Raw genomic sequence first — 23818 nt, 5'->3', positions numbered from 1 at the left:
GTGGCGGAGCGCGGATCCGCGGCGTCCATGGGATAGACACGCCGGGCGGTGGTCGTCGGGCGCGTCGGCCCCGCCCAGCTCCTACACTCCAGGCATGGCTGAGCGACGGATGCGACGGGGGGAGGGGCGCGCGACTCCCCACGGCGAGACCCCGTACTCGCCGACCTCCCTCCTGCGCGCTCTCACCGCGGATCCCTACTCGGTCGACCCGCTTCGGCAGGACGAGCATCCGCTGGAGTCGGCCACGCCGCCCGACAATCGTCGGATGCGCGCCGTCACCCTGCTGCTGGCCGTGCTGCTCGGCTTCGCGGTCGCCGTCTCCGTGGTCGACCTGCGGCAGGAGGCCGCCGGCGCCGACAGCCCCCGCGCGCTGCTCGAGGAGGAGGTGCGCGAGGTGCACGCCGAGACCGACCTGCTCGAGGATCGTCGCACCCTCCTCGAGCAGGAGATCCTCGAGGCGCAGGAGGAGGTCCTCGACACCGCCGACGGCAGCTCCGCGGAGCGGATCGGCGAGTACGAGCGCGCGGGCTACGGCGTGTCGCTGACCGGCCCGGGCGTGCAGCTGACCCTCGACGACTCCGCTCCGCTGCCCTCCCGCCCCGGCGTGGGTCCGGGCACCGTGAACCGGGTGACCGACGGCGACCTGCAGATCGCCGTGAACGGCCTCTGGGCCGCCGGTGCCGAGGCGATCTCCGTCAACGGCCAGCGCGTCACCGAGACCACCGCGATCCGCACCGCCGGCTCCGCGGTGCTCGTCGACTTCCGCCCGCTCTCCCCGCCCTACGAGATCACCGCGCTCGGCGATCCCGAGCAGCTGCGCGCCGGGGTCGAGGAGGCGGAGGCGGGCGAGTACCTCTCCGAGATCTCGACCCGCTACGGCATCGGCCTGACCTGGACGGCGGGGGAGGAGCTCTCCACCCCCGCCCGTGCCCAGGGCACCCTGCGCGAGGCCTCCGTGCTCGAGGACCCCGCCGGGTCCGCGCCCGCGGACGTCCGCGACCCGACCCCCGACAGCGCCGCCGAGGGCGGCGAGGACCAGGAGGACACCCCGTGATCGCCATCCTCGGCCTGGTGGTGGGCATCGTGCTGGGCGTCGTCGTCCAGCCCGACGTCCCCGCCGGCCTGCAGCCCTATCTCCCGATCGCCGTGGTGGCGGCGCTGGACACCCTCGCGGGTGGTCTGCGCGCGAGCCTCGACGGCGCCTTCGACGCCCACGTGTTCATCACCTCGTTCCTGTTCAACGTGCTGATCGCCGCGTTCCTGGTGTTCCTCGGGGACCAGCTCGGGGTCGGCTCCCAGCTCTCCACCGCCGTGATCGTCGTGCTCGGCATCCGGATCTTCTCCAACGCGGCCGCGATCCGGCGGCTCCTGTTCCGGTCATGAGCGACGGCACCCGCACCCCGACCAGCCGCGACCAGCAGCGGATCGTGTGGCACAGGCTGAAGGACACCCTCCGGCCGCAGGCCACCGTCGCACAGGTGATCGTGGGACTGCTGTGCCTCCTGCTCGGCGTGTCGATCGCCGCGCAGATGGGCCGCAACGACGAGTCCCTCGAGGGGGCCACGCAGCAGGAGCTGGTGCGACTGCTGGACGAGTCCGGCCGCCACGCCTCGGACCTCGAGCTCGAGAATGCCGAGCTCGAGCGCACCCTGGAGACCCTCCGCTCGGGACGCGAGGGCGACGTCGCCGCGCAGGACGCTGCCGAGCAGCGGCTCGCCGACCTCGAGATCCTGGCCGGCACCGCCCCCGCCCAGGGGCGCGGGATCGTCGTCTCGATCGCGGACCCGGAGCAGGGCGTGCGCGCCTCGACCCTGCTGGGCGTGCTGCAGGAGCTGCGCAACGCCGGCGCCGAGGTGGTGCAGATAGGCGACGTGCGCGTGGTCGCCTCCACCTCGATCACCACCGCGCCCGACGGGGGTCTGCTCGTGGACGGCCGGGCGATCCGTGCGCCCTACACGCTGAAGGCGATCGGCGATCCCGCCGTGATGGAGCCCGCGCTGCGGATCCCCGGCGGCGCGGCCGACTCGGTCTCGGGCGACGGCGGGACGCTCTCCGCGGCCGCCGAGGACGAGGTACGGATCGAGGCGACCGTGGACCTCAGCGCCCCCGAGCACTCCCGGGTGGTCAAGTGATCGTCAAATCCTGACGTGCTGGAGGGAAGGAACCCCCGGTGGGCGCCATGGACGTGCGAGAATGGATCAGCGGCGGCCTGCACCGCCACGACGCAGGGTCGCAGCAGGCCAGGAAGGGGTGTGAGGTGTCAGGGAACACCGAGTGGAACGACGCCAATCTCGACCACACGTCGAAGCTGAGCGCGATCTCTCCCAGCGACCCCCTCGAGGACGCCGAGCCCGGCCTGTCCTCGCAGGATCGTCGGGCGATCGAGAACCTCCCCCCGCGCAGTGCGCTGCTGATCGTGCGGAAGGGCCCGAACCTCGGCGCCCGCTTCCTGCTGGACTCCGAGACCACGGTCGCGGGGCGCCACCCCAAGAGCGAGATCTTCCTCGACGACGTCACGGTCTCCCGCAAGCATGCTGCCTTCGTGCGTGACGGAGACGGCTTCCTGGTGCGCGACCTCGGCTCGCTCAACGGCACCTACGTGGGCAAGGACCGCGTCGACGAGGCGCGGCTCCACGCCGGCCAGGACGTGCAGATCGGCAAGTACCGCCTGACGTACCACCCGTTCCCCGGGGCGGTCTGACCCGATGCCGGCCGCCGCCTCGCGCAGGCCGGGCGCCACCGCCGCCGCACGCATGAGCATCGGCCAGGTGCTCGAGATGCTGCGGGACGAGTTCCCCGACCTCGCCCACTCCAAGCTCCACTACCTGGAGTCCGAGGGCCTCATCGCGCCCGCACGCACCCCCGCCGGCTATCGCAAGTACAGCCGCGAGGACGTGGACCGACTGCGGTTCGTGCTGCGCGTGCAGCGGGACCGGTTCTGGCCGCTGAAGGTCATCAAGGAGCATCTGCTCGAGCACGGCGTCGACTCCGAGGTCACCTCGATCGCCTCCCGGCCCGGCCCCAGCTCCACCCTCCAGCCGGTGCGGCTGGACCGGCGCGGCCTCGTCCGTGAGGCGGGGGTGGAGGAGGACTTCCTCGCCGAGCTGGAGCAGTACGGCTTCCTGACGGACGACGTGCTCTTCTACGGCACCACCGAGCTCGAGATCGTCACCGCCGCCCGCGACCTCGCCGACGAGGGCCTGCACCCGCGCCACCTGGTGATGCTGCGCACCGCCGCCGAGCGGGAGGCGCACATGATCCGCTCCGTGGCCCGGCCCCGCTCCCGGGCGGGGGACGCCGCGGCGCGCGGCGAGGCGGAGGACTTCGCCCGCGACCTCGGCGAGTCGATGATCGCCCTGCACGGCGCGATGCTGCGCACGAAGCTGCGGGAGGTCTGAGCGCACCGGGCCCCTGGCACCTCACTCGTCACCTCTCCGTGACCTTCGCGCGGCGCGTTGGTACCGGAGAGGGGGCACTTCGCGCTACTCTGGGCGGGCGCTCTCATCCTTCCCCCTCTGAGAGCCGGAACCCGGAGGTAGACGTGAACGCCACCCGAGGCGATGATCGCACTGAGCAGTCCACCGTCCCCGCAGAGCCCGCCCAGGGCGTGCTCTTCGACGACGTGGTGGACACCCCTGGCGAGCTCGGCTATCGCGGCCCCGCCGCGTGCAAGGCCGCCGGCATCACCTATCGCCAGCTGGACTACTGGGCCCGCACCGGCCTGGTCGAGCCCGGCGTGCGCGCGGCCCACGGCTCCGGCAGCCAGCGCCTCTACGGCTTCCGCGACATCCTCGTGCTCAAAGTCGTCAAGCGCCTCCTCGACACGGGCGTCTCCCTCCAGCAGATCCGCATCGCCGTCGCGGCGCTGCGTGAGCGCGGCATCGACGACCTCGCCGGCATCACCCTGATGAGCGACGGCGCCTCCGTCTACGAGTGCACCTCCGCCGAGGACGTCTTCGACCTGGTCCAGGGCGGCCAGGGCGTGTTCGGCATCGCCGTCGGCCGCGTGTGGCGCGAGGTCGAGAACGATCTCGCGGTGCTGCCCGGCGTCGACCCGGCCGACGATGCGGCGCTCGCCCTCCAGGACGAGCTCGCGGCGCGTCGCCGCTCCCGCCAGGCCGGCTGAGCGCCGCCCGCACCACCACCGACGAGAACGGCGGGACCCTCGGGGAAGGGGGCCCGCCGTTCTCTCGTGCGGTGATCGTGTCACTCGTGCGCTGATCGTGCTGGGGTTGCGCGACGCCGAGCTCACGGGGGCCCGGGGAGCCCGGCGAGGGCGCCGAGCTCCGCGGCCGACGGGTCCCGCGCAGTCCTCGGGGCCGCGTGGGGGAGGAGCGCTCAGGAGTTCTGGCGCGAGTCCATCACGGTGCGCAGCAGCGCGTCGAAGTCCTCGGTGAGGCGCGCGCCGGAGGCGCCCTCATAGCGGTGCAGCGGGACCGCGCCGCCCTGCGCCTGCTGCAGGCCCACCCGCTCCTCGATGACCGGGTCCAGGACCGAGTCCCCGAAGAGGTCGCGCAGCTCGGCCAGGCGGTACTGGTGCTCCACGGAGCGCGGACGGTAGCGGTTCACCACGAGCCCCAGGGGCTGCAGCCGCGGGGCGATGCCCTCCTCGTGCATCTCGGCGGCGAGCTTGAGCGCGCGGTCCGCGGCGGTGACCGCGAAGAAGCCCGGCTCGGCCACCACGAGGGAGCGGTCCGAGGCGGCCAGCGCCATCTGCGTGAGCCCGTTGAGGGAGGGCGGGCAGTCGATGATGACCAGGTCGTACTGGTGGGTGCGCTTGTCCAGCGCCTGGTGCAGCCGCCCCACGTCCTTCTGGTTCAGCGCGGGCGAGTCCATCACCGCAGATCGGCTGGTGCCAGGGATGATGTCGAGATGGGAGGCGGCGTCCTTCGACCACGGCGTGGGGATGATCGCGCGATCGATCGTCTCCGTGCGCGGGGAGGAGAGCACCTCGGCGATGTCGAGCGTGGAGGCCGGCTCCCCGAGCAGACCCAGCGTCGAGTCGCCCTGGGGGTCGAGATCGATGACGAGCGCGTTCACCCCCTGGTGCAGGGCGGCAGAGGCCAGGCCCAGGGTCACGGACGTCTTGCCGACGCCGCCCTTCAGGGAACACACACTCACGATGAACACCCCCGCAGTCTACCGACCCGGGCGGGCACCTCGGTGCCGCGACGAGCGGTAACCTGCCGTGGCCACCCGCACCCCGCCCCCGGAGGGACCCCGATGACGCAGCTGACCCACGACCTCGTGCTCGAGGTGCTCGAGGGATGCGCCGCCAGCGCCCTCGCCGAGGCTCGCGAGCTCGGCCCCGTGCGCACCGTCTCCGCGACGGAGCTGGCGCTGCGCACCGACGATCTCGACGCCATCCGCTCCCTGCGCCGCGTCGTCGCCGCCTCGACCTCGCTCACGGTCCCCGCGCGCCGCCCCCGGGAGCTGCTGGAGACCTCCGTGCAGCAGCGCCTCGCCGAGCTGCTCGAGGACCTGCGCCGACAGCGGCCCCACCAGGTGTTCCACGGTCTGCGCCTGGAGGCGGCGGGCGCCGGGACGCCGGAGATGCGACGCCTGGCCACCGCCCTCGCCGAGCTCGCCGATCTCCCGATCGACGACGCCGACGGGGACCTCGTCGCCCGGGTGCGCCGCGGCGCCGCGCCCGGGACCTGGCAGGTGCTGCTGCGCACCACGCCGCGTCCGCTCGCGACCCGGGCATGGCGCGAGGTCGACTACCCCGGCGCCGTCAACGCCACCATCGCCGCGACCGTCCTGGACCTCCTGGACGTCGGCGCGCAGGATTCCCTCCTGGACATGACCTGCGGCTCGGGCACCTTCCTCGTCGAGCAGCTGCACCGGGCGGCACCGGCCCGCGCCGTGGGCGTGGACCTCGATCCCGCGGCGCTGGACGCGGCACGCCGGCACCAGCGCGCGGCCCGGCGCAGAGGCCGCATCGACTGGGTCGAGGGCGACGTGCTGACCGCGGAGCTCGAGGGAGGCTTCACCCGCCTGGTCACCAACCCGCCCTGGGGCACCCTCCACGGCGAGCACGAGAGCAACGAGGGCCTCCTCGCGGCGCTGCTCGAGCGCGCCGCGGAGCTCGCCGCGCCCAGCGCCCGGCTCGGGGTGCTGACCCACGAGATCACCCGCATGCAGCGCGTCCTCGAGCAGCGCGCCGCGGGCTGGCGGCGCGTCGGCGAGCACCGCTTCTTCCAGAAGGGCCACCACCCGCGACTGTTCCTGCTCGAGCGCTGAGCGTCTGACCGACGGGTATCTCGTGACTTGACACACCGTTTAATGCCGCGTCGTAGGAACTGAACCGAATGATGCTTAGGACGCACGCCCTTGCGACGATTCGGCCTACTGACCAACAGCGTCTGGCTATGTGAAGGTGCGACACCTGGAGCATGTAGCCCCGGCGAGCCACGCAGTGATGTTCGGGAGGTGGCGCATGATCTGTCGCGTTGGAGAGTGTCGCAGGGAACGATACGCACCTTGCCGTTAGGTATTTCTGAGAATTTGGTGACGGCGTCGTCCGTACGGCAAGGCGATGTGAACCTGTCCAGAGACTCTTGAAGCTACCGAAAGAGTTCCGGGATTATATTGTCGTGATTGACGCGCCAAATGAACCAGCCGTGCGTCGAAGAGGGTTTCCACCAAGGCGAGATCCAAGAAGAGGCTACCGAGCTCGTGACCAGTGTCGTGAGAACTGGCTACCTGAGCGGCTAAACGGCGTTCTTACTCGGATTGCCGTCTTTCTTTCGCGGCCAAAAGCGGCGCAAAACCGCTGTACCGATACGCAAGTGAAGTCCTCGCCATTGGCATTCCCGCATCTCGAATATCAAAGAGTGCCGAATCTCTACCGTCAACTCTAGCAGCGGTGGCGCAAACGGAGGACCTTAGGTCTTGAGGTGCAAATTCGACCACAACAGAGCCGTGCGCACTGGACCGTGATCCCCTACTCGGGTCCATGGGAAGGGCCGGTGTTGCCATACGCGGTGCGTCAATGGAGCGCCCTCCTCCCTCCTGCGCGGATGAACCCCAGGACGGCATGCAATGGCGGGCCCGCTCGGACCTGCCGATCGCGAAGCTTACCTGGGCCGTGCGGGCTACCGCCGATGCCGCGTTTCAGCCGCGGATGGGACTGTTGACTACCGCCGGGTACGAGACCATGATGAACCTGATCGGCAGTTTGGCGACCTGAAGCTCGGCCGGAAACTACCAATACATTTCTACCGGCCATGTATCGACAACTCGAGAAAATTCGTGGGGCTACAAATGAGCAACGATAGGAATGAATACCCTCTTCGCACATCGAATCATGTCACCGAAGCAAGGTCTCGGCGCCGGTTTGAGCAAGAGCTTCCCTCGTACTGGGAAACAAGAGAAAGTACTGGCGTCGACTATGGAGTGGATCTTCGCGTTGAGATATTCGACAAGGATGATCACCCCGAAGGGTCCGAAGACTGGTTAGCAACGGGAGACACGTTTGCAGTACAATTGAAAGGTACTGCGGTGGCGAAGAACGCTGACGGGTCAATTTCGGTGCAGATGAGGACTGCGACTCTTCAGCATCTCGCTAATCTTTTTGAGCCCGTCCTCCTTGTTGTAGTGCACTTCACCTCAGATGATTCGAAGGGAGAGGTGCGAGCCAAATGGTTGCATTCGTTTGATTTTCCTGCCCCATCTGATTTGCAAGCCACGTTTACGGTCAATTGGGCACCCCAAGATGCTTTAAGAAGTAATGATTTCCAAAGGGTGCGACAGGAAGTTGAACGATTTCGTCGCGTTTCCATTCGACACCGGCTCGATTCGTTGGGAATCCACTGCGAAACTGACGCCTCACCGAAGCATCGAATGGTGGTAAGTTTTCTAAAGAGCGCAATACATTCCGCTGGAGCCCCCCTCTATTGGTGTGACGATCATGAGTCTGCAATAATGCACGTGAAACTCACTGACGTCGAGGTGTCTGTGGATCTTTCGATCTCGACTGCAAGATCCCGTCTGGCCCATCTCTCTGAAGCTGACTCCAGAACCGTCGCCGATTTTGTTCTCACACTTGTAAGCAGGACACTGGCGCGCTGCGGAATTGATGCACCAGCGATCACTCTCGCGCGCACGACGTCTTATAACTGGAATGAGACGGACTATGAACTGATTCAGCCGCTTATCCGTGCGGCGGCACGTCTTGGCGATTGCGGATTCTTTCCAGAAATTGTTCGCGATCTGGATCCCGGTAAGTCTTTGCATGAGTTTTTCTACATCAGTCTAATGATTTCGTCCGAAGGGAGCGTCCATAGACCCCTGGATGACAGGTCTCTTCTGGCGTTAAGTGACGCCGTGGATCGACAATCTAAGGTCGACTCCGTTGGGGCGGCCACTATGGCCTATACTCTCGGTAACTTCCTGTTAAATGTGCGGTCCGACTACCCCGGCGCTTTAGAGGCATATGAGAAGGCAAAGCTGCTTCGAGCCGCCTATGAAACTGAATCGTACTTTCAAGCCGAACTCGCTGGTGCCCAATTCGAAGCTAAACTGTATTCCCGATCTGCGGCATCGTATCGCAGAGCCGCTGATTTGATGAAGCAGGATTCGATTCCCGCTGACTTGCAGCGGGTTAACGCTCGCCGCGCAGACGCGCTGGCTTTCGGGGGGAATTGTTCGGAGTCGATCACGCTCCTCAGAGGAGCCGTGTCCGAACTTGAACCTCTAGAGCGAGCCCCCTGGGCACTCAAGCTGTGGTCGCTAGAGTTGCTGGAGGCCGAAGGGGTGGAACTAATTCAGGCTGAGCAGGTAGGTGAATTCCTAGAGGAAATCGATGGTGGACGTTTCGATGCTCGCCACTTTTCGACCCTTGTAGCGCTAGTCGCCTTTCATACTGAGCATGCCAATCCCATATGGATCCTCGTGGCTTTAACGCTAGTTCGCGAGCATATGGAGGCTGAGCTGATTTCGCTAATCATCAGTGTGCTGAATTTTCATCGCAGTGACACCCAAGCGGCCATGGAGGATTTTAGAGTGTTGTTCACGGAGGGCGAGTATGAGTATCTATTCTCCGTGTTTGAGGATTGCTTCTCGCGAGTCTTGCAGAGGGAAGAGGTTCTTACGTTGCGCGGCGTGGACGCGCACAATGTACTGCATTCTGAAACGATTGATAGAAATTGGCCCCCGAGGGAGAGTTGATTCGGTGAGTTCCTCTGTGCTATTCACGATGGGTATTTTGTTGGCGAGTTTGTAGCGGAGTGAGGGGCTCGTATTGTGCCCTTCATACTTTCCGGCGCCCCGCCGCCAGCGCCCGCCTGCCGCCGGAGTCCCCGTGGATCCGCACCCGCGCGACCTCGTCGCGGCCCGTCACCCACAGCAGCAGCTCGAGCGGCTCGCCGTGCACGCGCAGGCTCCCCTCGGCGCCGCGGGAGCGCAGCCGCCGCCCGCCCAGCGGGGAGACGAGCGTGACATCGGCCCGGATCCGCATCGCCAGCGGCGCCATCAGGCCCACGGCCCGCCACGCCGCCCGATCCCGCTCCGCATCCGGCCGGCGCGGCTCCCAGCCATGCCGGCCCCGGCGCAGGTCCTCGTGGTGGATGAGCAGCTCGGCCTGGCCGCTCAGCCGGTCCATCCGTCCGGCGAAGGAGAGCGGGCCGGGGCCCCTCCGGAAGTCCTCGACCCTTTCCGTCCACGGGCGATCCCGCCGGCTCTCCCGCGCCTCGCGGGCCCGTCGGCCGAGCGGCCCGGGCAGGCGCGGCCCGATGATCAGGTGCGGGGCGGACTCCCGCAGCACGAGATGCTCCAGGAGGTCCTCCGCGTCCCAGCCGGGCAGGATCGTCGGCGCCTCGGGGCCGAGCGCGGCGAAGCTCGCCGCGAGGGCCTCGCGCTCATCGCACTCGCGGTCTCCGCCGGCGCTACCCCCGGCTCTGCGCACGCGGCTCATGCCTGGTTGCTGAAGGCCGCGTCGAAGGACTGCTCCGAGACCGGGTAGTCCAGGCTGCGCAGAAGCTCGAGCGCCTCCTTCGCGCCGTGCAGACGGTCCATCCCGGCGTCCTCCCACTCGATGGAGATCGGGCCATCGTAGCCGATCGAGCGCAGCGCCCGGAACGCCGCGTCCCACGGCACGTCCCCGCGGCCGAAGGAGACGAAGTCCCAGCCGCGCCGCGGATCGCCCCACGGCAGGTGCGAGCCGAGACGGGTGTTGCGCCCGGTGGTGCGCACCCGGATGTCCTTGCAGTCCACGTGGTAGATCCGGTCGGCGAAGTCGGTGATGAAGGAGACCGGGTCGATCTCCTGCCACATGAAGTGGGAGGGGTCCCAGTTCAGGCCGAAGGACTCCCGGTGCCCGATCGCCTCGAGGGTGCGCTTCGTGGTCCAGTAGTCGTAGGCGATCTCGGAGGGATGGACCTCGTGCGCGAAGCGGACCCCGCACTCCTCGAAGACGTCGAGGATCGGGTTCCAGCGGTCGGCGAAATCCTGGTAGCCCTCGTCGATGACGTCCTGGCCGACGGGCGGGAACATCGCCACGTACTTCCAGATCTTCGAGCCGGTGAAGCCGACGACCGTGTCCACGCCGAGCTTCTGCGCGAGGCGGGCGGTGTTCCTCATGTCCTCGGCGGCGCGCTGCCGCACCCCCTCCGGATCGCCGTCGCCCCACACGGCGGGGCCGACGATCGCCTGGTGGCGGAAGTCGATCGGGTCGTCGCAGATCGCCTGGCCCTTGAGGTGGTTGGAGATCGTCCAGACCTTCAGCCCGTGCTTCTCCAGGATCCCGAGCCGCTCGGCGATGTAGGCCTCGTCGTCCCAGCGGCTCGCGTCGAGGTGCTCGCCGGAGACGGCGATCTCGAGTCCGTCGTAGCCCCAGCCGGCCGCGCGCTCCGCGACCTCCTCGAGCGTGAGATCGGCCCACTGGCCGGTGAACAGGGTGTGGGGGTGCGCCATGGCGGCGTGGCTCCTTCTCGTCGGTGAGGGTGGCGTGCGAGGGGTCAGAGGCGGACGGTCGCGCCGTCGGCCCGGTGGGAGGCGATGACGGCCTCGAGGATCCGCTGGAGGGCGAGCCCGTCCTCGAAGTCGGGGGAGTAGGCGGCGGGGTCGCGGTCCCGGACGGCCAGCAGCAGGTCGCGGGCCTGGTTCGTGAAGGCGTTCTCCCAGCCCAGGATGTGGCCCTGCGGCCACCAGCCCTCGAGATAGGGGTGCTCGGGCTCGGTGACGAGCACCCTGGCGAAGCCCTGCTCGGCGACCGGTGCGGTGGCGTCGAGGAACCACAGCTCGTCGAGGCGCTCGAGGTCGAAGCGCAGCGCGCCCCTCGTGCCGTACACCTCCACGGACAGCTCGTTCTTCGCACCGGTGGCCATGCGGCTGGCCTCGACGGACGCGATCGCCCCGCCGTCGAGGTCGAGGGTGGCCCAGGCGGCATCGTCGACCGTGACGGGCTCGGGCCCGTCGGGGCCCGGACGCTCGGGGACCATCGTCGCGAGCCGGCCGCGCACCGCGGTGACCTGCTGCCCGGTGATGAACTGGATCTGGTCGATCGCATGGGAGCCGATGTCGCCGAGCGCGCCGGAGCCCGCGGTCTCCTTCCGCAGCCGCCAGGTCATCCCGGCCTCCGAGTCGACGAGCCAGTCCTGCAGGTAGGACGCGCGGATCTGGCGGATCTCGCCGAGCCGGCCGGCGGCGACGAGGTCGCGGGCGTGGGCGAGGGCGGGCACGCGCCGGTAGGTGTGGCCGAGGGCCGCGACCTGTCCGCGCTCGCGCGCGGCGCGGGCGGCCTCGACCATGCGCTCCGCCTCGGCCGGGTCGTTCGCCAGCGGCTTCTCGCACAGCACGTGCTTGCCGGCCTCGAGCGCTGCGATCGCGATCTCGGCGTGGAGGAAGCCGGGGGTGCAGATGTCGACGATGTCGACGTCGTCCCTCGTGATCGCCTCGCGCCAGTCGGTGGCGTGCTCCTCCCAGTCCAGGCGGCGGGCCGCCTCCGCGACGGCCTGCTCGTCCCGGCCCACGAGCACGCGGCGTGCGATCGGCGGCACGTCGAAGGCGGCGCCGACGGTGCGCCAGGCCTGGGAGTGGGCGCGCCCCATGAAGGCGTAGCCGATCAGGGCGACGCCGAGCGGACGGGCGGGGGACTCGGGCACGGGGGCTCCTTCGGACGACGGGTCGTGGCCGGCGGGCAGGGGCCCGCGAGGGCGCGGTGTGCTCGGCGTGGCCGCCGGGCCCGGGTCGACCTCGCCCCGACCGCGCGGCGCTCGGGCAACGATGACGCGCCGCTGACCACCCTATGCCGCTGATCACATCCGGGCAAAGGCGCCGGCCGCCCGCCGGACATCCGCTGATGCCGGAGACTGGGGGCATGGAACGTCATGTGCGCGCGTGGATGAGGGCCGAGGTCCAGGAGGGGACGGACGTCGCTCTGCTGGTCGCGGTCTCGGACGCCCCGGCGGCGGAGGAGACGCTGAGCGTGCGCGCGGGCGGGGCCGAGCATCCGGTGACGGAGACCCGGGACCGCTTCGGCAGCCGCCTCCACCTCCTGCACGGCCTGCCCGGCGGAGAGGTGGAGATCGTCTACGACGCGCGCGGCATCGGCGAGGCGCCCGCGCCGCGGGTGCTCGAGGCGGACTCGGTGCTGCACCTGCGCCCCTCCCGCTACTGCGAGGTCGACGAGCTCACCCGCAGCGCCCGGGAGATCGTGGGGCAGCGGGAGGGGATCGAGGCCCTCGACGCGGTCGTGGACTGGGTGCACGGCCACCTGGACTACGTGCCCGGGTCGAGCACGATCACCGATTCGGCGCGCAGCACCTTCGTCGCCCGGCGCGGAGTGTGCCGGGACTTCGCCCATCTCACCGCGACGCTGCTGCGCGCGGCGGGCATCCCGGCGCGCTGCGCCTCGGTGTACGCGCCGGGTCTGAGCCCGATGGACTTCCACCTCGTGGTCGAGGCGCTGGTCGACGGGGAGTGGCTGGTGGTCGACGCGACGCGTCTCGCGCCGCGCGCCTCCATGGTGCGCATCGCCACCGGTCAGGACGCCGCGGACACGGCCTTCATGACCACCCTCGCCGGGGATGTCGCACTCACCGGCATCCAGGTCACCGCCGTCGTCGATCCGGAGCTGCCGCGGGAGCGGCCGGGGGAGCGGCGAGCGCTGCGCTGAGCACAGGGCCCGCCGCTGCGCCGCTCAGGCCTGCGGCGCCTCGGGGCCGGAGGGGTCCTCGGGATCCGTCGGTCCGTCGATCCCCGTCGGCCCCTCGGAACCCGCGCTCCCCTCGGAGCCGGTCGAGCCCTCGCCGTCCGTCGGCCCGGCCGTGTCCTGCGGCGACTGCCCGGCGGAGCCCTCGGGCGCCTGCCCGCCCTCGGCCTCGAAGCTCGCAAGGTACTCCTCGACCTCGGCGGCGATGTCCTCGGCGCTCGGGACGACGGAGCCTGCCCCGGAGGTGATCATCCTGTCGTAGCGCTGCTCGAACCCGGCGACCATCTCCTGCAGCGCCGGCTGGGCCTCGATCTGCGCGGCGATCGCCTCGCGCACGGAAAGCGCCTGCGCCTCGAGCGCGTCGGCCCCGATCCGGGGCCCCCGCTCCTCGCCGACCGCGGTCAGCAGCGCGATCGCGGCATCGGGGAAGGACATCTCGTGGAGGTACTGGGGCACGTGCACGGTCAGGCCCACCACGTCGTGCCCGCCCTCGTCCAGCCGCATCGTCAGCAGCGCCGTGAACGGGGCGCGGAGACGGAAGGTGCCCGGCATGGTGCGGCGCACCGCGATCGACTCCGGATCGCCGGCGAAGCGGGTCACGGGCAGCTCGCGAGTGTGGGGCACCGGAGCGGGGAAGCCCTGCAGCAGTAGGGTCCGCTCGATGCCGAGCTGCTCGACCACGATCCGCAGCGCGCTCGCGACGCGCTCCCACTGGAAGGACGGCTCCGGACCGGTCAGCAGGAAGAAGGTCTCCCCCTCCTCGTCGGTCACCTCGTGCAGCAGGATCTCGGGCTTCTCGTAGTCGTCGAAGTGGTCCAGCTGCAGCGTGACCTCGGGGCGGCGCCCGGCGTAGTCGTGGACCTGGTCCATGTCCAGCCGTCCCACGACACGGCTGGAGAGCGTGTTGAGCAGGTGGTCGTCCAGGAGCCGCTGCGCATCGCCCGCATCGGTGAAGGCGCCGAGGGTGACCAGCAGCGTGCTGCCGTGGAGGGCGCGCGAGTCGACATGGCGCTCGTAGCTGAACAGGGTCGTCGGATCCATCATGACCTCCAGGGCGACAGGACGGCCTCGGCGGGCCGCGGGTGGGTGACCTCCTGGTCAACGGCCCCTCCGTCGGAACTATTCCGCCCTCGGCACAGACGGACCGGAGTTGGCGCACCTCACAGCAGCATCAGGGCCGTGTCCACGGCGAGCCGCGCCGCGAACGCCCCGGTCACCACCAGGAACACGATCCGCACGAAGCGCGATCCCAGGCGCAGCGCGAGCCTCGCGCCGAGGAAGCCGCCGCTGAGGTTCGCCAGCGCCAGCACGCCGCCCAGCAGCCACCACACCTGGCCCTGCAACCCGAAGACCAGCAGCGCCCCGACGTTGGTGGTGAGGTTCGCGAGCTTCGCGTGGACGCTCGCCTCGAGGAAGCCGTAGCCCAGCAGGGAGACCATCAGGATGATGAAGAAGCTGCCGGTGCCGGGGCCGAGGATCCCGTCGTACACGCCGACGCCCGCCCCGATCCCGCCCGCGCGCAGCAGATGGGAGCGGCCCTGGTGGCGCGGGGCGTGCTCGAGCCCCATCGACGGCTTCAGCAGGGTGTACGCGCCGACGGCGAGCAGGGCGACCAGCACGATCGGGGTCAGCCACGGCTTGGGGATCAGGCTCGCCATCGCCGCTCCGGCCGCGCTCCCGCCCAGCGCGCACACCACCAGCGGCCCCGCGGTCGCGGCGACCGGGGTGATCCGTCGGACGTAGGTCCAGGAGGACACCGCCGTCCCCGCCGCGGAGGCGATCTTGTTCGTGCCGAGCACGGCGCCGCTGGAGGCGTCGGACGGCATGGCGGTCAGCAGCGCGGGCAGCTGGATCAGACCGCCGCCGCCGACGACCGCATCCACCCAGCCGGCCACGAAGGCGGCCCCGATGAGCAGGACGAGGGTCAGGGCGGAGAGCTGGGTGAGCTCGGCGAGCAGAGGCACCGCACCAGTGAACCACCGCCCCGGCCCGGCGTGCCGGGCTGACACACTGGGGCCATGCGCGCGCTCATCTGGGACCTCGGCGGCACGCTCGTGGACACCTATCCGGACGTCGACCGGGCGCTCGCCGAGGCGCTGCGCGCGGAGCCGGACCAGGAGCTGCTGCACGAGGTCGCGGTGCTGACCCGGCGCTCCAGCTCCGAGGCGATCACCGAGCTCGCCGCCCGCCATGAGGTGCCCGAGGCGCGCCTGCGCGCCGCCTACGAGGCGACGAAGGAGCAGTGGGCGCGCAGGCCGCCGCCGCTGAAGGACGGCGCCCGGGAGGTGCTGGCGGCCGTGCGCGAGCGCGGCGGTCCGAACCTCGTGGCAACCCATCGCGATCGCGAGAGCGCCGCCGCCCTGCTCGACTCGCTCGGTCTGGAGGTCGACGACATGGTGTGCGCGCCCGACGGCCACCCCCGCAAGCCCGCCCCCGACATGGTGCTCGCCCTGCTGGTCCGGCACGAGCTGACGGCGGGGGAGTGCCTCGCGGTGGGGGACCGGCCGGCCGACGTCGAGGCCGCGCGGGCGGCCGGGGTCGAGGGCGTGCTGCTGGAGACCCCCGGGATCCCGCTCGAGGCGCCGGGGGCGCGCCGCATCCACTCGCTGCGCGACCTGATCCCGATGCTCTGACCGCCGGCGACCCGGACGGCCCACGTGGTGCTGCTCGCCCGCACCGGCGCGGCACTCATGGCGCGCCTGGCCGGCGCGGAGCCCTCCGCTGCACCGCCGGATCCAGCCGGTAGTGACCGCTGGCCGGATCGTGCTGGAAGAGGCTGATCAGCGCCGCCAGCGCGAGGGCGATCCCGCTCGTCTCCAGCAGCTCCTCGATCATCGTGCCGTAGATGTAGCGGTTGTCGACGATCCAGTCCGATGCCGCCAGATGACGGCCGTTCAGGCTCTCCACCCCGACCGCGCCCACCAGGAACAGCGCCCCGCCCAGCAGGATCCCGATCAGCGCCCGGCGGGGGAGCGAGAGCACCAGGCGCAGCAGGAGCAGCCCGATCACCAGCGCGATCGGCGCGCCGACGAGGACCCAGGTGAACCCGACGTCGAACGGCAGCAGCGCCGCGAGCCGGTCGCCAGGCACGTCGAAGCGCTCGTGGATCTCGAGGTACTCGTCGACCGAGGCGAGCAGCGCCACCACCGCCAGCAGCCACCAGGAGCGACGGAAGGACGGCCCGGCCAGGGCGATCATCGCCGCGAGCCCGCCCAGCAGCAGCCAGAGGCCGGAGTTGTACCAGGTCGCCATGTTGTACTCGCGCCCCACGTCGAAGTACCAGAACACGGTGTGGAAGTTCTGCGAGGTGACGCCGGTGGTGCGCTGATGGGCCAGCAGCGTCACGAGCGCGACGAGGATGATCAGGACGGCGACGAGGATCAGCCGTGCGGCGATGCGGGGGAGCGGGAGCGGGCGGAAGCCGGCCCCGTCGGGAGCGGCGGCGTCGATGGCGCGCTCGTCTGCGGCGTGCTCGGCGTTGGGAACGGTCATGTCGACACCCTATGAACTCCCGATGAGATCTCGGTGAACCCCGGATGTGGACGCTCTCATGCGTGTCGCGGCACGTCGGGGGACTACGTTGGGGACATGGCGATCATCTACAAGGCAGAGCTCAGCCCGACGAAGCCCGAGGTGCTGCGAGAGCTGCTCACCTCCCGCCCCTGGGGCGAGGACGGGGCGCTCCAGGTGCTCGGCGCGTACCGCTTCGACGACCCGTCCGGCGAGGTCGGCGTCGAGTGCCACCTCGTGCGTGTGGGGGAGAGCATCTACCACCTGCCGCTGAGCTACCGCGGCGCGCCGCTCGAGGACCCCGCGGCGCAGCTGGTGACCACGATGGACCACTCGGTGCTGGGCACCCGCTACGTCTACGACGGCCTCGAGGACGAGCTCGCGATCGAATGCTTCGCCCGGGCGCTCGCCGGCGAGCAGCAGCAGGCGGTGCAGGAGATCTTCGCGCCCGACGGCACGCCCGCCGGGACGCGTCCGCAGTCGGTGGAGCTGACGCTCGAAGTCGACGAGGGCGAGGTCGCGCCGACCCTCGAGGAGCTGCTCGACGGCGACGAGACGTTCACGATCGCGCGCACGGTCGACGGGCTCGACGGCGCAGTCCGTCTCGTCGCCGCCTGGGACGGCGGGCGCGGGGTCGTCGCGGCCTGCTGAGGGCACGAGGCGACCGCTCCCGGTCCGGGCGACGGGGGAGCAGTGCCGCGGGCTCCCCGTGATCCCGCCGCACGGCAGGGCCCGCCGTTCTAGTCGCCCTCCCCGGCGAGGTGGGTGTCGAGGACGTCCTGGGCGATCTCGCGCAGCAGCTGGATCGAGTCGCGGGGGAGCTGGGCCTCGGCGCTGCCGGCACGCATCGCCGCGATGATGCGCCGGCTCAGACGGCCCGGGCCCGCCAGGCGCACACGACGGACGCCGGGGGAGTCCGAGAGGCTCACCAGGCGGGGGAGCAGGCCGACCCCCGCCCCGGCGCCGACGAGGGCGATGGCCGTCCCCCACTCCGTGGCCTCGTGGGCGATCCTCGGCGTGAGGCCTGCCGCCGTGAAAGCCGCCGTGAACATCGCGCGATAGGCGGAGCCGGGCTGGTCGGTCACCCACGGATCGGCGACGAGCTCGTCCAGCGACACGCGCTCCTGCGCCCCGAGCGGGTGGTCCGCCGGCACCATGACGTCCAGGGGGTCGTCGAGCAGGGTGATCTTCTCGAACCGGGGATCGGCCTCGAGCAGCACCTCGCCCTGCATCGAGACGACCACCGCCACGTCGATGCGCTCGGCCACCAGCAGGTCGAAGCAGCGTGCCGGGCTCGCCTCCATCACCTGGACCTCGACGGAGGGGTGCAGGTCGCGCAGGCGGGGCAGGAGAGGGGCGATGAGGTGCGAGGCCGCGGTCGAGAAGCCTCCGATGCCGAACTGCCCCGGTACCTGACCGTCCGCGCTCGCGCTCGCGGCCCGGATCTGCTCCCACTGCGCGAACAGCGCGTCGCTGCGGCGCACGAGCTCCTTCCCCGCGGCGGTCAGGCGCAGCCCTCGGCCGTCGCGCGTGAGCAGCGTCAGCCCCAGGGACTGCTGCAGCTCTCTCAGCTGCGCCGACACCGCCGAGGGGGAGTAGCCCATCAGCTCCGCGGTGGCCGCGACGGTGCCGCATCGGGCGAAGGTGCGCAGGGTGACGAGGCGAGGATCGATCATGCGGAGATTCTGCACTGCACTCGTCGACGATTCGCGCTTATCGTGCATGATCCGCGGCGCTAGCCTTCTGCGTATCCGCTGTCATCCCCCGACGATGAGTGAGAGCATGTCCACGATCGACGCACGACGCGCAGCACCCTTCGCGACGGCCGCCATCGCGCCCGAGAAGCGCTCCGAGCTCCAGGCGCTCGTCGACTCCCGTCGGCCCGGCTTCTCGCTGACGGCCCCGTTCTACACCGACAGGCAGCTGTTCGACCTCGACATGCGCGCCGTCTTCGGACGGCACTGGCTGTTCGCGGGGAGCATCGCCGAGCTGCCCGAGCCGGGCGCCTACATCACCGTCGACTTCGGCCCCTATGCGCTCATCCTGCTGCACCACGACGACGGCTCCGTCAGGGCCCTGCACAACGTGTGCCGCCACCGCGGAGCCCGGATCCTCACGGAGGACTCCGGGACGACGGGGAACCTCGTGTGCGGGTACCACTCGTGGACGTACGCCCCGGACGGTGCGCTGATCCACGCCTCCGCGCCCGGCGAGATCGACTTCGACGCCGGCTGCTTCGCGCTCAAGCGCGCGCACTGCAGGGTGGTGGGCGGCCTGATCTTCGTGTGCATCGCGGCGAAGCCGCCGGGGGACTTCGACGAGGTCGCCGAGATCTTCCGTCCGTACATCGAGCCGCACGAGCTCGGCGCGACGAAGGTCGCGCACCAGCAGGACATCGTGGAGCAGGGCAACTGGAAGCTCGTGATGGAGAACAACCGCGAGTGCTACCACTGCGACGGCCACCCCGAGCTGGCGTGCTCGCTGTTCCCCACCTGGGGCCTCACCGACGAGACGGTGCCGTCCCACCTCGCCGACGTGTGGAGCCGCAACCTCTCGGCGAGCGCCGCCCTCGAACAGCGGTGCCGTCGGTACGGCCTGCCGTTCGAGGTGGTCGAGGAGCTCGACACCCGCGTGGCCGGCATCCGCATCTCGCGAGAGCCGCTCGACGGCGAGGGGGAGTCGTTCTCGGCCGACGGCCGTCGGCTGTCGAAGAAGCTGCTGGGGGACCTGCCCGACTTCCGGCTGGGCCGCTGCTCCATGCACCTGCAGCCCAACAGCTGGTTCCACCTCCTCGGCGATCACGTCATCACCTTCGCGGCGTTCCCCCTCGACGAGGGGCGCACGCTGGTGCGCACCACCTGGCTGGTCGCCGACGACGCCGTCGAGGGCGTCGACTACGACCTCGAGACGCTGACCCACACGTGGAAGCAGACCAACCTGCAGGACAAGGCGTTCGTCGAGCTTTGCCAGCGCGGCGCCGCCAGCCCTGCCTACGAGCCCGGCCCCTACATGAAGAGCGAGTACCAGGTCGAAGCGTTCGTGAACTGGTACATCACCCGCCTGCGGGAGGCGCTGCAGTGAGCTTCGAGGTCGACGTGGACAGGGGAGCGGTCTCGCTCGCCCTGCGCACCCGCGGCCTCGAGATGCCGTGGAACCGTGTGCTCGCGGCGGTGGCGGGGCCGGCGCACGCCGCGACGGCGCTCGGCCCCTGGTACCCGGAGGAGTTCCAGTCCGAGTGCGTCGAGACCATCCCCGAGTCCCAGGACTGCACGACCTTCGTGTTCCGACGGCTCGACGGCGCGCCGCTGGCGTTCCGTGCGGGCCAGTACCTCAACATCGACTTCCCCGTGGACGGGGAGGAAGCCGAGCCGGTCAGCCGCAGCTACTCGCTCTCCAGCGCTCCGACCTCTCCCTGGACCTTCGCCGTGACGGTGCGCCGCGACCCGGCGGGTCTGGTGTCCTCGTGGGTTCATGCCAACATGCGTCCGGGCATGATCCTCGACATGCTGGGCCCGGTCGGCGCGTTCCACCTGCCCGACTACGACCGCCGGGCGCGCTACCTGTTCCTCGCCGCCGGATCGGGCATCACCCCCCTCATGTCGATGATCCGCACGATCCACTCCCTGCCGGGACAGGCCGACGTCTGCCTGCTGTACCACGGCTCGTCCCCGGATCGCTTCGCCTTCGTCGACGAGCTCGACTTCCTCGAGAAGGCCGACTTCCGCATCCGCGTGGTCTACTCGCTCGGCGACCGCGAGCGGCCCGAGGGGTGGGGCGCCCGCGTGGGACGCATCTCGGCGGAGATGATCGACGCCGTCGCGCCCGACGCCAACGGTCGCCAGGTGTACGCCTGCGGCCCGCAGGGATACCTCGAGCAGGTCCTCGACTGCCTGCCCGCGGTCGGCGTGGACGACACCTCGGTGTTCGTCGAGAGCTTCACCGGAGACTCCGCCACACGGCGCGAGTACGCGGCCGAGCTCGCGGCCGCCACGGGGTTCGCCGAGGACCTGCAGGTCGCCGCCGAGGAGAGCACGGAGCACCAGAGCGCGGTCCTGGACGTCTACGACCTGACGGCGGCAGACCTCCCTGCGCTGGCGCACGTGGAGCCCACCGTGGCGGTCGACGCCGAGGCGAGCGCGCCCGTTCCTCGCACCCCGGTCGCGCCGGAGGGGGAGCGCCAGGTGGTCGGTGCCGGCGCGCTCACGATGTCCTTCGTCCGCAGCGGGCTCGACGTGCGCATCGACCCCGAGCAGAACATCCTCCAGGCGGCACGGGCCTCCGGCGTGCGCATCGGCGCCAACTGCCAGGAGGGCATGTGCGGCTCCTGCAAGATCGTGAAGCTGGAGGGCGACGTCGACATGCACCACCAGGGCGGCATCCGCGCACGCGAGATCGCCGCCGGGAAGTTCCTGCCCTGCTGCTCCACCGCCGTGACCGATCTCGTCATCGACGCCTGACCCCTCGAGAGAGAGCCCCATGTGCACCGCACCCCGCATCGTCATCATCGGCGCCGGCATCGTCGGCGCGAACCTCGCCGACGAGCTCGCCCAGCGCGGCGCCACGAACACGCTCGTGCTCGAGCAGGGCCCGCTCGAGACGCCGGGCGGGTCCACCTCGCACGCTCCCGGCCTCGTCTTCTCGACGAACCCCTCGAAGTCGATGACCGCGTTCGCGCGGCAGACCATCGAGAAGTACACGCACCTGAGGGGACCGGACGGCACTGGGTCGTACCTGGCCGTCGGCGGGCTCGAGCTCGCGACCACCCCCGAGCGGCTGCAGGACCTGCATCGTCGTGCCGGCTGGAACCGGTCCTGGGGAGTCGAGGCGCAGGTGGTCGACACCGACGAGTGCCGGCGACTGTTCCCGATGGTCGATCCCGAGCCCGTCCTCGGCGGCCTCTGGACGCCAGGGGACGGCCTCGCGCTCGCGCTGAAGGGAACGCGCCTCGTCATCGAGCGCGCTCGGAGGGCCGGGGTCGAGTTCCGCGACCGCACCACCGTGACGGGGATCGACACCTCGGGCGGCCGCGTGCGCGCCGTGCTCGTGGGGGAGGAGCGCATCCCGGCCGACATCGTCGTCTCCTGCGCCGGATTCTGGGGCCCGAGGATCGGCGAGATGGCCGGGGTCGACGTGCCGCTGCTTCCGCTCGGCCACCAGTTCGCGATCACCTCGCCCGTGCCGAGCCTGCGGGGGAAGAACGAGCTGCCCAAGGGCGCCTCCGCCCCGATCCTGCGCCATCAGGACCACGATCTCTACTTCCGCGAGTGGGGCGACCGGATCGGGATCGGCTCGTACGCGCACCGCCCCATGCCCGTCGCCCTCGACGACCTGCCGCAGTACCGCGCCGAGGAGATCACCGACGAGGCGATGCCCTCGAGCCTCCCGTTCACGCCGGAGGACTTCGCGGCCGAGTGGGAGGAGTCGCAGAGTCTGCTGCCCGAGCTGCGGCAGACCTCGGTCGATCGTGCCTTCAACGGCGTCTTCTCCTTCACGCCGGACGGCGGATCGCTGGTGGGGGAGTCCGCCGGGGTCAACGGGTTCTTCATGGCCGAGGCCGTGTGGGTGACCCACTCGGTCGGCATCTCGCGAGCCCTCGCCGAGGTGATCACGACGGGATCCTCGGAGACCGACCTGTCGGGCCTCGACGTCAACCGGTTCGAGAAGATCCAGACCACGCGCGCCTACGTGGACGAGACGAGCCAGCAGAACTTCGTCGAGATCTACGACATCCTGCATCCCCGCCAGCCGCGGGTCTCGCCGCGCGACCTCCGGCTCAGCCCGTTCCACCGACGCCAGGTCGAGCTGGGCGCCTTCTTCCTGGAGGCGCACTCCTGGGAGCGGCCGCACTGGTACGAGGCCAACGTCCCTCTGCTGGACGAGATGCCCCCCGAGTGGGCGGCTCCGGCGCGCGACGACTGGTCGGCGCAGTTCCACTCGCCCGTCGCGGCGTGCGAGGCATGGAGGACGCGCACCGCGGTCGCTATGTACGACATGACGGCGCTGACGCGCTTCTCGGTGACGGGGCCTGGTGCCGCCGACCTGCTCGACCGTCTGACCACGTCGTCGATGCGGCGCAGGCCCGGCGCGGTCAGCTACACGCTCCTGCTGGACCGGGCGGGCGGCATCACGAGCGACATCACCGTCGCGATCCTCGGCGAGAACGACTACCAGGTGGGCGCCAACGGCAGCATCGATCTCGCCTATCTCGCCCGCGAGGCCAGGCACCAGTCGCAGGAGGACCCCGCGAAGTGGGTCGAGGTGCGCGACATCACGCCCGGGACGTGCTGCATCGGGCTGTGGGGCCCGCTCGCGGGCGAGGTGGCGGCGCGGCTGACGGACGAGGACCTCGGCGCCGAGGAGCTCGGCTACTTCCGCACCCGCAGCGTCACGCTGGCGGGGATCCCGGTGACGGCCATGCGGCTGTCGTACGTCGGCGAGTTCGGCTGGGAGCTGTACACCTCGGCGGACCTGGGGGAGAGGCTGTGGGATGCGATCTTCGCGGCGGGGCAGGAGTCCGGCATCGTCGCGGCGGGGCGCGAGGCGTTCGAGTCCCTGCGCCTGGAGAAGGGCTTCCGCTCCTTCGGGACGGACATGACCACGGAGCACGAGCCCGTCCAGGCCGGGATCGGCTTCGCGGTGAAGGCCTCGAAGACGGCGGACTTCGTGGGCAAGGACGCGCTGGCCGCGCGTGCCGCCGCGGCGACGACACGACTGACGTGCCTGACCTTCGACGAGCCGACATCGATCGCACTCGGCCTCGAGCCGGTGTTCCTGCCCGGGTCCGAGACCGCCGCCGGGCACGTCACCAGCGCCGCCTACGGCTACACGCTCCGTCGTGCGATCGCGTACGCCTGGCTGCCCGACCACCTGACGGTCGGTGACGGCGTCGAGGTCGAGTACCTCGGCACGCGCTTCGCGGCGACCGTGTCGGAGGAGCCGCTCTACGATCCCGCCATGGACAGGATCCGTCCCGAGAAGGCGGCACAGGTGCCCGCGGGCCGGTCAGCGTGAGGGGGAGGGCAAGCAGCCCGGGCCTCTCACCGTACTTTACATAACGTGCATTATCGGCGGTGCCAATGGGGTGGCGGTGCGGAGTCGCGGAGGGTCTGGGTGGTGGGCTTCCGGGCGGTGTCCGCGGAACGTCCGGCGAACCGC

The 23818-nt window shown here is 70.3% G+C and carries 23 protein-coding genes; 15 read left to right on the top strand and 8 right to left on the bottom strand.

Going from position 1 to position 23818, the window contains the following annotated elements:
* The first annotated feature begins 94 nt into the window (after window positions 1–94).
* The 6 genes from Y09_RS01080 to Y09_RS01055 all read left to right on the top strand — a co-directional run bounded on the left by Y09_RS01080 (window position 95) and on the right by Y09_RS01055 (window position 4126).
* Complete coding sequence (locus Y09_RS01080; RefSeq protein WP_082358562.1) at window positions 95–1054, top strand: DUF881 domain-containing protein; 960 nt, start codon at window positions 95–97, stop codon at window positions 1052–1054.
* Complete coding sequence (locus Y09_RS01075; protein WP_010551520.1) at window positions 1051–1383, top strand: small basic family protein; 333 nt, start codon at window positions 1051–1053, stop codon at window positions 1381–1383. Before Y09_RS01080 ends, Y09_RS01075 begins: the two co-directional genes overlap by 4 nt.
* Window positions 1380–2132: a DUF881 domain-containing protein gene (locus tag Y09_RS01070; RefSeq protein WP_053915809.1), complete on the top strand. Its 753-nt coding sequence runs from the start codon at window positions 1380–1382 to the stop codon at window positions 2130–2132. The genes Y09_RS01075 and Y09_RS01070 overlap by 4 nt, the downstream gene beginning before the upstream one ends.
* A 125-nt stretch (window positions 2133–2257) precedes the next feature.
* Window positions 2258–2701, top strand: a complete 444-nt coding sequence (locus Y09_RS01065; protein WP_053915881.1) for an FHA domain-containing protein — start codon at window positions 2258–2260, stop codon at window positions 2699–2701.
* A gap of 52 nt (window positions 2702–2753) precedes the next feature.
* Window positions 2754–3398, top strand: a complete 645-nt coding sequence (locus tag Y09_RS01060; protein ID WP_234695592.1) for a MerR family transcriptional regulator — start codon at window positions 2754–2756, stop codon at window positions 3396–3398.
* A 143-nt stretch (window positions 3399–3541) separates the two neighbouring features.
* Window positions 3542–4126 (top strand): MerR family transcriptional regulator, encoded by a 585-nt coding sequence (locus Y09_RS01055; protein WP_010551524.1) that lies wholly within the window; start codon window positions 3542–3544, stop codon window positions 4124–4126.
* 212 nt (window positions 4127–4338) lie between these two features.
* Here the strand turns inward: Y09_RS01055 and Y09_RS01050 are convergent, their stop codons facing one another.
* Window positions 4339–5130: a ParA family protein gene (locus Y09_RS01050; protein ID WP_010551525.1), complete on the bottom strand. Its 792-nt coding sequence runs from the start codon at window positions 5128–5130 to the stop codon at window positions 4339–4341.
* A 93-nt stretch (window positions 5131–5223) separates the two neighbouring features.
* Between Y09_RS01050 and Y09_RS01045 the strand changes: the two genes are divergently transcribed.
* The 3 genes from Y09_RS01045 to Y09_RS16700 all read left to right on the top strand — a co-directional run bounded on the left by Y09_RS01045 (window position 5224) and on the right by Y09_RS16700 (window position 9171).
* Window positions 5224–6243: a methyltransferase gene (locus Y09_RS01045; RefSeq protein WP_053915807.1), complete on the top strand. Its 1020-nt coding sequence runs from the start codon at window positions 5224–5226 to the stop codon at window positions 6241–6243.
* 796 nt (window positions 6244–7039) lie between these two features.
* The gene (locus tag Y09_RS17405) at window positions 7040–7192 is read left to right on the top strand and encodes a hypothetical protein (RefSeq protein WP_159419626.1); all 153 of its coding nucleotides are present in this window, start codon (window positions 7040–7042) and stop codon (window positions 7190–7192) included.
* A gap of 74 nt (window positions 7193–7266) precedes the next feature.
* Window positions 7267–9171, top strand: a complete 1905-nt coding sequence (locus tag Y09_RS16700) for a DUF4365 domain-containing protein (protein WP_159419625.1) — start codon at window positions 7267–7269, stop codon at window positions 9169–9171.
* Between the two features lie 82 nt (window positions 9172–9253).
* On the opposite strand, the gene Y09_RS01035 is transcribed toward Y09_RS16700, so the two are convergent.
* The 3 genes from Y09_RS01035 to Y09_RS01025 are packed head-to-tail and all read right to left on the bottom strand — an operon-like array spanning window position 9254 to window position 12104.
* Window positions 9254–9916: a TIGR03085 family metal-binding protein gene (locus Y09_RS01035; RefSeq protein ID WP_053915805.1), complete on the bottom strand. Its 663-nt coding sequence runs from the start codon at window positions 9914–9916 to the stop codon at window positions 9254–9256.
* The gene (locus tag Y09_RS01030; RefSeq protein WP_053915804.1) at window positions 9913–10914 is read right to left on the bottom strand and encodes a sugar phosphate isomerase/epimerase; all 1002 of its coding nucleotides are present in this window, start codon (window positions 10912–10914) and stop codon (window positions 9913–9915) included. Before Y09_RS01030 ends, Y09_RS01035 begins: the two co-directional genes overlap by 4 nt.
* A gap of 44 nt (window positions 10915–10958) precedes the next feature.
* The gene (locus Y09_RS01025; protein ID WP_053915803.1) at window positions 10959–12104 is read right to left on the bottom strand and encodes a Gfo/Idh/MocA family protein; all 1146 of its coding nucleotides are present in this window, start codon (window positions 12102–12104) and stop codon (window positions 10959–10961) included.
* A 215-nt stretch (window positions 12105–12319) separates the two neighbouring features.
* Between Y09_RS01025 and Y09_RS01020 the strand changes: the two genes are divergently transcribed.
* The gene (locus Y09_RS01020; RefSeq protein WP_234695591.1) at window positions 12320–13117 is read left to right on the top strand and encodes a transglutaminase family protein; all 798 of its coding nucleotides are present in this window, start codon (window positions 12320–12322) and stop codon (window positions 13115–13117) included.
* A gap of 24 nt (window positions 13118–13141) precedes the next feature.
* Here Y09_RS01020 and Y09_RS01015 read toward each other — a convergent pair whose 3' ends face one another.
* On the bottom strand, window positions 13142–14197 hold the full coding sequence (locus Y09_RS01015; protein WP_234695590.1) for a PAC2 family protein: 1056 nt from the start codon (window positions 14195–14197) through the stop codon (window positions 13142–13144).
* Between the two features lie 116 nt (window positions 14198–14313).
* Window positions 14314–15117 (bottom strand): TSUP family transporter, encoded by an 804-nt coding sequence (locus Y09_RS01010; protein ID WP_053915801.1) that lies wholly within the window; start codon window positions 15115–15117, stop codon window positions 14314–14316.
* A 54-nt stretch (window positions 15118–15171) separates the two neighbouring features.
* On the opposite strand from Y09_RS01010, the gene Y09_RS01005 reads away from it, so the two are divergent.
* On the top strand, window positions 15172–15786 hold the full coding sequence (locus Y09_RS01005; RefSeq protein ID WP_053915800.1) for an HAD-IA family hydrolase: 615 nt from the start codon (window positions 15172–15174) through the stop codon (window positions 15784–15786).
* A gap of 55 nt (window positions 15787–15841) precedes the next feature.
* Here the strand turns inward: Y09_RS01005 and Y09_RS01000 are convergent, their stop codons facing one another.
* Window positions 15842–16645 carry a hypothetical protein gene (locus tag Y09_RS01000; RefSeq protein ID WP_053915799.1) on the bottom strand — a complete coding sequence of 268 codons (804 nt, stop codon included), beginning with the start codon at window positions 16643–16645 and terminating at the stop codon, window positions 15842–15844.
* A gap of 96 nt (window positions 16646–16741) precedes the next feature.
* Here Y09_RS01000 and Y09_RS00995 point away from each other — a divergent pair, with 96 nt between their 5' ends.
* Window positions 16742–17314, top strand: coding sequence for a hypothetical protein (locus tag Y09_RS00995; protein ID WP_053915798.1), 573 nt, complete (start codon window positions 16742–16744; stop codon window positions 17312–17314).
* A gap of 89 nt (window positions 17315–17403) precedes the next feature.
* Here Y09_RS00995 and Y09_RS00990 read toward each other — a convergent pair whose 3' ends face one another.
* Window positions 17404–18339 carry a LysR family transcriptional regulator gene (locus Y09_RS00990; protein ID WP_053915879.1) on the bottom strand — a complete coding sequence of 312 codons (936 nt, stop codon included), beginning with the start codon at window positions 18337–18339 and terminating at the stop codon, window positions 17404–17406.
* 106 nt (window positions 18340–18445) lie between these two features.
* Here Y09_RS00990 and Y09_RS00985 point away from each other — a divergent pair, with 106 nt between their 5' ends.
* From Y09_RS00985 to Y09_RS00975, 3 genes are read left to right on the top strand one after another with little or no spacing between them, the layout of a single operon-like run.
* Window positions 18446–19744, top strand: coding sequence for an SRPBCC family protein (locus Y09_RS00985; RefSeq protein WP_053915797.1), 1299 nt, complete (start codon window positions 18446–18448; stop codon window positions 19742–19744).
* Window positions 19741–21120 (top strand): flavin reductase family protein, encoded by a 1380-nt coding sequence (locus Y09_RS00980; RefSeq protein ID WP_200716736.1) that lies wholly within the window; start codon window positions 19741–19743, stop codon window positions 21118–21120. The genes Y09_RS00985 and Y09_RS00980 overlap by 4 nt, the downstream gene beginning before the upstream one ends.
* Window positions 21121–21139: 19 nt before the next feature.
* On the top strand, window positions 21140–23674 hold the full coding sequence (locus Y09_RS00975; RefSeq protein ID WP_053915796.1) for an FAD-dependent oxidoreductase: 2535 nt from the start codon (window positions 21140–21142) through the stop codon (window positions 23672–23674).
* The last annotated feature ends 144 nt before the right edge of the window (window positions 23675–23818 follow it).

Origin of the sequence: Brachybacterium sp. SW0106-09, from assembly GCF_001293905.1 — a bacterium.
Classification (GTDB): domain Bacteria; phylum Actinomycetota; class Actinomycetes; order Actinomycetales; family Dermabacteraceae; genus Brachybacterium; species Brachybacterium conglomeratum.
The sequence above is the reverse complement of the archived record's forward strand: the minus strand, read 5'-3'. Positions and strand labels throughout refer to the sequence as shown.

Excerpts from the sequence above, each read along its gene's own strand:
- Y09_RS01080 (WP_082358562.1), top strand. The coding sequence starts at position 95 with ATGGCTGAGCGACGGATGCGACGGGGGGAGGGGCGCGCGACTCCCCAC.
- Y09_RS01070 (WP_053915809.1), top strand. The coding sequence starts at position 1,380 with ATGAGCGACGGCACCCGCACCCCGACCAGCCGCGACCAGCAGCGGATC.
- Y09_RS01060 (WP_234695592.1), top strand. The coding sequence starts at position 2,754 with ATGAGCATCGGCCAGGTGCTCGAGATGCTGCGGGACGAGTTCCCCGAC.
- Y09_RS01045 (WP_053915807.1), top strand. The coding sequence starts at position 5,224 with ATGACGCAGCTGACCCACGACCTCGTGCTCGAGGTGCTCGAGGGATGC.
- Y09_RS17405 (WP_159419626.1), top strand. The coding sequence starts at position 7,040 with ATGCAATGGCGGGCCCGCTCGGACCTGCCGATCGCGAAGCTTACCTGG.
- Y09_RS16700 (WP_159419625.1), top strand. The coding sequence starts at position 7,267 with ATGAGCAACGATAGGAATGAATACCCTCTTCGCACATCGAATCATGTC.
- Y09_RS01035 (WP_053915805.1), bottom strand. The coding sequence starts at position 9,916 with ATGAGCCGCGTGCGCAGAGCCGGGGGTAGCGCCGGCGGAGACCGCGAG.
- Y09_RS01030 (WP_053915804.1), bottom strand. The coding sequence starts at position 10,914 with ATGGCGCACCCCCACACCCTGTTCACCGGCCAGTGGGCCGATCTCACG.
- Y09_RS01020 (WP_234695591.1), top strand. The coding sequence starts at position 12,320 with ATGGAACGTCATGTGCGCGCGTGGATGAGGGCCGAGGTCCAGGAGGGG.
- Y09_RS01015 (WP_234695590.1), bottom strand. The coding sequence starts at position 14,197 with ATGATGGATCCGACGACCCTGTTCAGCTACGAGCGCCATGTCGACTCG.
- Y09_RS01005 (WP_053915800.1), top strand. The coding sequence starts at position 15,172 with ATGCGCGCGCTCATCTGGGACCTCGGCGGCACGCTCGTGGACACCTAT.
- Y09_RS01000 (WP_053915799.1), bottom strand. The coding sequence starts at position 16,645 with ATGACCGTTCCCAACGCCGAGCACGCCGCAGACGAGCGCGCCATCGAC.
- Y09_RS00995 (WP_053915798.1), top strand. The coding sequence starts at position 16,742 with ATGGCGATCATCTACAAGGCAGAGCTCAGCCCGACGAAGCCCGAGGTG.
- Y09_RS00990 (WP_053915879.1), bottom strand. The coding sequence starts at position 18,339 with ATGATCGATCCTCGCCTCGTCACCCTGCGCACCTTCGCCCGATGCGGC.
- Y09_RS00985 (WP_053915797.1), top strand. The coding sequence starts at position 18,446 with ATGTCCACGATCGACGCACGACGCGCAGCACCCTTCGCGACGGCCGCC.
- Y09_RS00975 (WP_053915796.1), top strand. The coding sequence starts at position 21,140 with ATGTGCACCGCACCCCGCATCGTCATCATCGGCGCCGGCATCGTCGGC.